This is a genomic window from Nostoc sp. 2RC (assembly GCF_014222165.1).
In the GTDB taxonomy this organism is placed as follows: Bacteria; Cyanobacteriota; Cyanobacteriia; order Cyanobacteriales; family Nostocaceae; genus Nostoc; species Nostoc linckia.
The window spans coordinates 1-5,340 of the sequence record NZ_JACKZU010000482.1; the positions used below are offsets into that span (position 1 = coordinate 1).

Consider the following 5,340-nt stretch of genomic DNA (forward strand, 5'->3'; position numbering starts at 1 on the left):
CTCCCCATCTCCCCACTAAGTTCATTTTCTACCAGCACAGAACTTAGAATAGAAAGGTGGACTTGTTAAGAAATGTAAGGTTATTCATGGCGGATCAGTTAATTCGTGCAACAGCAGCTGAAGGTGGGATTCGTGCGGTAGGTGTAATTACCACACGTTTAACAGAAGAAGCACGGGAACGCCATAAGCTTTCCTATGTAGCAACAGCAGCACTGGGGCGGACTATGGCGGCGGGTTTGTTGATGGCTTCTAGTATGAAGCGAACCGGGTCGAGGGTCAATGTCCGGATTAAGGGTGATGGGCCTTTGGGTGGCATATTGGTAGATGCAGGTCTAGATGGCACGGTACGCGGGTATGTGGCGAATCCATCTGTGGAATTACCTCCTAATGCCAAAGGTAAGCTAGATGTTGGCGGTGCAGTGGGTAGCGGTTTTCTGTATGTAGTTCGGGATGTCGGTTATGGTTACCCTTACTCTAGTACTGTAGAACTAGTTTCTGGGGAAATTGGCGATGATGTCGCTCATTATCTGCTGAATTCCGAACAAACTCCTTCTGCTTTAGTGTTGGGTGTGTTTGTGGGAGCAGGTGGAGTAACTGCCGCTGGAGGATTACTCGTACAAGTGTTACCCAAAGCTGCAAGAGATGAAGCTTTAGTAGAAAAGCTAGAATCACGAGTAGCTGCTTTAGCGGGTTTTACGCCATTGCTGCAAGCTGGGAAAACTTTACCTGAAATTTTTAACGACTTACTAGGAGATATGGGGCTAGTAATCTTTCCAGAAAGGCAGATACTACGCTTTCACTGCGGTTGTTCTTTCGAGCGCGTTTTGGGGGCACTCAAAATTTTGGGAGAAGCCGAACTCCAAGATATGATTATTAAAGATGATGGTGCCGAGGCGACTTGCGATTTTTGCGGCAGCGTTTATCAGGCAAGTAGCGACCATTTGGCGCAGCTAATTGCCGATTTACAAGCTGAATCTACTATTTCAGGATGAAAGTATAAAACACCACTGAAATTTGAAATTTTTAATGGTATCTGTGGACAAAGATAATCAAAAATGTAGCTTTTTACGCATGAGAAAGTTACTATGGCAACAATGGAATTATCGATTTAAAACAGAAAGCTATTCAATTATTTTGGTGTGAGAAATGACAGAACGGGATATTCCAGACAGTTGGTCAGGAGCCAGAGCAAGAGAGCCAGATCAAAATACCAGATTATCCCGAACACAGCAATTCGGTGAAACTCAACCAGTTGATGTTTCAGGTACTGGTTCTAGCTCCGAGTCAGTGAAGCGGCGAAAAAAAAATAATTCCGTTGGCAAAGGCAAAGATAGTCATTCATCAGAAACTACCCAAGTCAGTAAAAGTTCTTGGAAATTGCCACGGTGGATGAAAAGTTGGATCTTCTGGTCATTACTGCTAACCTTGATTCCTGGGAGCGTGGCATTCTTAGCGACGGCAATGCTGCTGAAATTACCAGCTGCCCCTAATTGTCCATCGATTTTCTGGCCTCTAGCTAGTGCCTCAGTGCGGTTGCACTGCGCTCAATTGGCGGCTTCTAAGCAAACGGTGAATGACCTACTGCAAGCTATTGCTCTGGTGAATGAATTACCAGACAATCACCCGTTACACGCAGAAATCAATCGTTTTACAGAAGAATGGTCGCGGGATATTTTGCAGTTAGCCGATGCAAGTTTCCAATCAGGTAATTTAGAAGAAGCGATCGCTACTGCCCGTAAAATACCCCAAGAACTGGCGGCTTATAAGTTAGTAGACGAACAAATTGATAAATGGCAAACAACTTGGTCGAAGGCTGAAAGCATTTACAACAATGCCATTACTGAAGTCCGGGAACGACGCTGGCAATCGGCCTTCATGCTTTCGGCGAGAATGCTACGCATAGACAATCAATACTGGGCGAGTACTAAATACGACCAATTGAACAAACTCATCGCCACAGCCCGTGAAGATGGCGATAAGTTAGGAAAAGCGGAAATTTTAGCCAGAAGCCAAGTTGTTGATAATTTGCTAGAAGCTATCAAGCTAGCCGAGTCCATTGGCCAGGAAAGTTACCTTTATCAAAAAGCTCAAGAGGCGATTCCGGCATTTGGACGTAAAATGTTGGAATTGGCACAGGCGAAGTTAGATAAGCAAGATGCCGACGAAGCACTAGATATTGCTAGACAAATTCCCGAAAGTGCCAAGCTGCAAGCCGAAACAGATGACTTTATCGCCATAGCTGATGCCAAAAGAAGTGCTTGGTTAGGTAACGTTTCTGGTTTAGAAGCAGCCATCGCCCAAGCCCAACAAATCGATCCTTCAAGGCCAATATACGAGGAAGCACAACAGTTAATTGCTCGTTGGCAGTTGGAAATCGAAGATGTGGCCCATCTAGAAAAAGCGAGAGTATTGGCTAGCCAAGGAACAGTCAATAATTTAACAGCAGCCATCGCCCAAGTGCAACTCATCCCTGCTAGTAACCCCAGAGGCACAGAAGCCAGGGAAGAAATGAGTCGTTGGCGTGCCCAGGTAGAGACAATCGAAGACCAACCTTACCTAGAACGGGCCGAACAAATAGCGATATTTGACGATATTAACTCTTTGCAAGCGGCCATCGCCCAAGCTAGCCAAATCCGTAGAGGTCGTGCATTATATCCAGAAGCACGTAGAAAAATTCGCACTTGGATCGGAAAAATTCAACGAATCGAAGACCAACCCTACTTAGATCAAGCACGAGAATTAGCTTTAAGTGGCAATCTCCCCGCCGCCATTACCGCAGCTCAACAAATTGCATCGTCAGGAAGGGCGCTGGCTGGGGAAGCGCAAAGTGCTATTGATGATTGGCAAGGGCAAATCCGCACGAAAGAAAACTGGAGACAAGCCCAGCAAATCGCGGTGGCTGGTACGCCAGAAGCTTTGGCAGAGGCAATCCGGTTAGCCGATCGCGTTTCCAATAATAGCATTTTACGTATGGATGCCAATCTCGGCATTGACCAATGGAGTCAGCAGTTATTAGACATCGCACGTACTCAAGCTCAGTCTGATATTTCCAGAGGAATTGAGATTGCCAAATCCATTCCCCGTGGTAGTGCAGCTTACAATGCTGCCCAAGACCAAATTAGAAGTTGGCAAGAGTTTCTCAATCCTCCTCGACCAGAACCTTCCCCGCCGCTGGAGTCCCCACAATCATCGCCATCAACGACTACCATTGGTCAATGATTTTCTACGTTTCGGGTAATTGTTGAGAAGCAATTCTTTGAAAAAAATGGGGAGATAGGGGAGATGGCAATGCCAAAGGGAAAAGGGAAAAGGGCAAGGGGCAAAGGGCAAAGGAAAGCTCCCTGCTTGTCCTCTCTTACAAAGTTTGGACTTTCCGCCTTATCCCTTTTCCCTACCCGAAGGATTTTGCCCCATGCCCAATCCTCAATCACCAACCGCTTCTCCCCATTCTTTAATCACAGCAAATAATGAGGAATAATCATCATCAGCAAATGACATTTTCGCAGCTGTTTGCAAAATTTGTCGCACTCCTTTAATGCTGCTGAGATCTAAACTCAAAGATTTTGCTTCTGAGATAAACAATTCTGTGTCTTTGAGCAAGTGTTTTGTGGGGAAATTGGGATTGGCAAAATCGTTATCCAACATTCGTTGGAGCTTTTTGTCAAAGGTGGGGGCATAAAGTGAACTGTCCCGTAAGATCTGCATAAACACATCCACATCGACACCTTGACGTTGGGCAAAAGCCAGACTCAAAGCAAAGCTAGTTGTGAGAGAAGCTATTAGTTGATTGAGTGCCAATTTCAGTGCCGCCGCAGTTCCTACAGGGCCGACGAGTAAAGGTTCTGTGCCAAAATTTTGCAGCAACTTCAAGTGGCGTTGATATTGTTCTGGCTCTGCACCCACCATCACAATTAATTTGCCAGCTTTTGCTTCAGGGATGCTACCTAACACAGGGGCTTCTATGTACTCACCGCCACCTCCAACCACTGCATCTCGAATTTCTCGGCTTTCAGTGGGGGTAATTGTTCCCATTTGGATAATGGTGCGCCCTTTAAGAGTTTGCCAAGCTGTATCTGAAAGCAAGACATTATAGATGGCTGGGGCATTAGTAAGCATAAGGATTACGCACTCAGCAGCACGAATGGCATGGCGGGGATGTGTGGCAATTTCAGCCCCAGCAGCTTGTAGTGGTGCTAATTTTTCTGGGGTGCGATTATAGGCCACTAGCTGTATATCTGCGGCTAATAACCTTTGAGCCATTGGTAGTCCCATCAGTCCAGTTCCCAGAAATGCCACCTTCATTTTTACGTTCCTTTTGGTACAGCGTAGGCCTAATCCTTCGTGAAATTTGCGTGTCTATTTTGACATCTTACAATAGTTAAGCGATCGCAATTTTTTGGGTGGACATTGCCTGATTTTGTATTGGCAATGCCTACCCAGTTATTGATAATAGTGCAATATGGCAGTATTATCGGTTATTGGTAAACAGCGATCGCTTCAGCCGCCAGCGGCAAAAGTCACCATAATCAAAACTGAAAGCAAAATACCTGGGGTAAGTAGTGTTACTAACATTAATAAGTCATGGGCTGACATAATTGTTACTTTCCAATTGTGTTTAACTTTACAGTAATCACTGCTATGCTAGTCCAAATAAAACTAATACTGCATTCTTAAATAGAGTTTTAACTTTTCAAATCTACCTTTACTCAGGTACGGTCAATCCTTTTAGTGGTTGGGAAATTTCTGTTTTTCCCAAATTTTTGCCCTGAATTAAGACTCCAAAACCACCCAGTCCTGTGGGATCTAAAAGCTGGTGTAGTGCTTCCCGTCGCTGTAGTAATTGCGAGAGGGGTTGCTTTTGTTCAGAAATAGCAGCAATTCGTTCCCCTAATCCCAAGGCCATCAAAAATAATCCTTGCTGGATAAAACCAACATTTTCTAAACCGCAGCGATCGCCCCAGCGTGACAAAGCTGTAAAGTCAACATGGGCAGTGATATCTTGTTGTCCAACGTTGATATAAGGATTGTCATGGTAACGGTGTTGGTAATAGCACTGTAGCGTTCCTTGCCATCGCCTGGGATTATAGTAACGAGTCGCAGGGTAGCCATAATCAATTGTTAGCACATAGCCACGCTGCAAGCAGTCTGCTACTATACTCAACCAGGAAAGAGCAGCTAAATTAATTTCACTGCGGTAACCATCTGGGTATGCACCTGAGGTTAAATCAATTTCCACTAAGTCGAAATACTCGGCTAGTTGAGGCGTAGAGGGTTTTCCTGTGACTTCGATAAATGAGGATGCGGGGACATGGGGACGCGGGGACGTGGGGACTGAGGACG

5 protein-coding genes are annotated in these 5,340 nt (G+C 45.3%); 3 read left to right on the plus strand and 2 right to left on the minus strand.

What is annotated here, in order from left to right; genetic code table 11:
* Nucleotides 1-86 precede the first annotated feature (86 nt).
* On the plus strand, nt 87-992 hold the full coding sequence (gene hslO / locus GNE10_RS31745; RefSeq protein ID WP_185569933.1) for an Hsp33 family molecular chaperone HslO: 906 nt from the start codon (nt 87-89) through the stop codon (nt 990-992).
* Between the two features lie 154 nt (nt 993-1,146).
* Nucleotides 1,147-3,219: a chromosome segregation ATPase gene (locus tag GNE10_RS31750; protein ID WP_185569935.1), complete on the plus strand. Its 2,073-nt coding sequence runs from the start codon at nt 1,147-1,149 to the stop codon at nt 3,217-3,219.
* A gap of 204 nt (nt 3,220-3,423) precedes the next feature.
* Here the strand turns inward: GNE10_RS31750 and GNE10_RS31755 are convergent, their stop codons facing one another.
* A complete protein-coding gene (locus GNE10_RS31755; protein ID WP_099067217.1) occupies nt 3,424-4,302 on the minus strand; it encodes an NAD(P)-dependent oxidoreductase in 879 nt (292 codons plus the stop codon).
* A 157-nt stretch (nt 4,303-4,459) separates the two neighbouring features.
* Here GNE10_RS31755 and GNE10_RS31760 point away from each other — a divergent pair, with 157 nt between their 5' ends.
* Nucleotides 4,460-4,630 carry a hypothetical protein gene (locus tag GNE10_RS31760; protein WP_185569937.1) on the plus strand — a complete coding sequence of 57 codons (171 nt, stop codon included), beginning with the start codon at nt 4,460-4,462 and terminating at the stop codon, nt 4,628-4,630.
* Between the two features lie 72 nt (nt 4,631-4,702).
* Here the strand turns inward: GNE10_RS31760 and GNE10_RS31765 are convergent.
* A partial coding sequence (locus GNE10_RS31765; protein WP_185569939.1) for a class I SAM-dependent methyltransferase occupies nt 4,703-5,340 on the minus strand: 638 nt, incomplete at its 5' end.

Coding starts and splice junctions, on each gene's coding strand:
- hslO (WP_185569933.1), top strand. CDS start 87: ATGGCGGATCAGTTAATTCGTGCAACAGCAGCTGAAGGTGGGATTCGT.
- GNE10_RS31750 (WP_185569935.1), top strand. CDS start 1,147: ATGACAGAACGGGATATTCCAGACAGTTGGTCAGGAGCCAGAGCAAGA.
- GNE10_RS31755 (WP_099067217.1), bottom strand. CDS start 4,302: ATGAAGGTGGCATTTCTGGGAACTGGACTGATGGGACTACCAATGGCT.
- GNE10_RS31760 (WP_185569937.1), top strand. CDS start 4,460: ATGGCAGTATTATCGGTTATTGGTAAACAGCGATCGCTTCAGCCGCCA.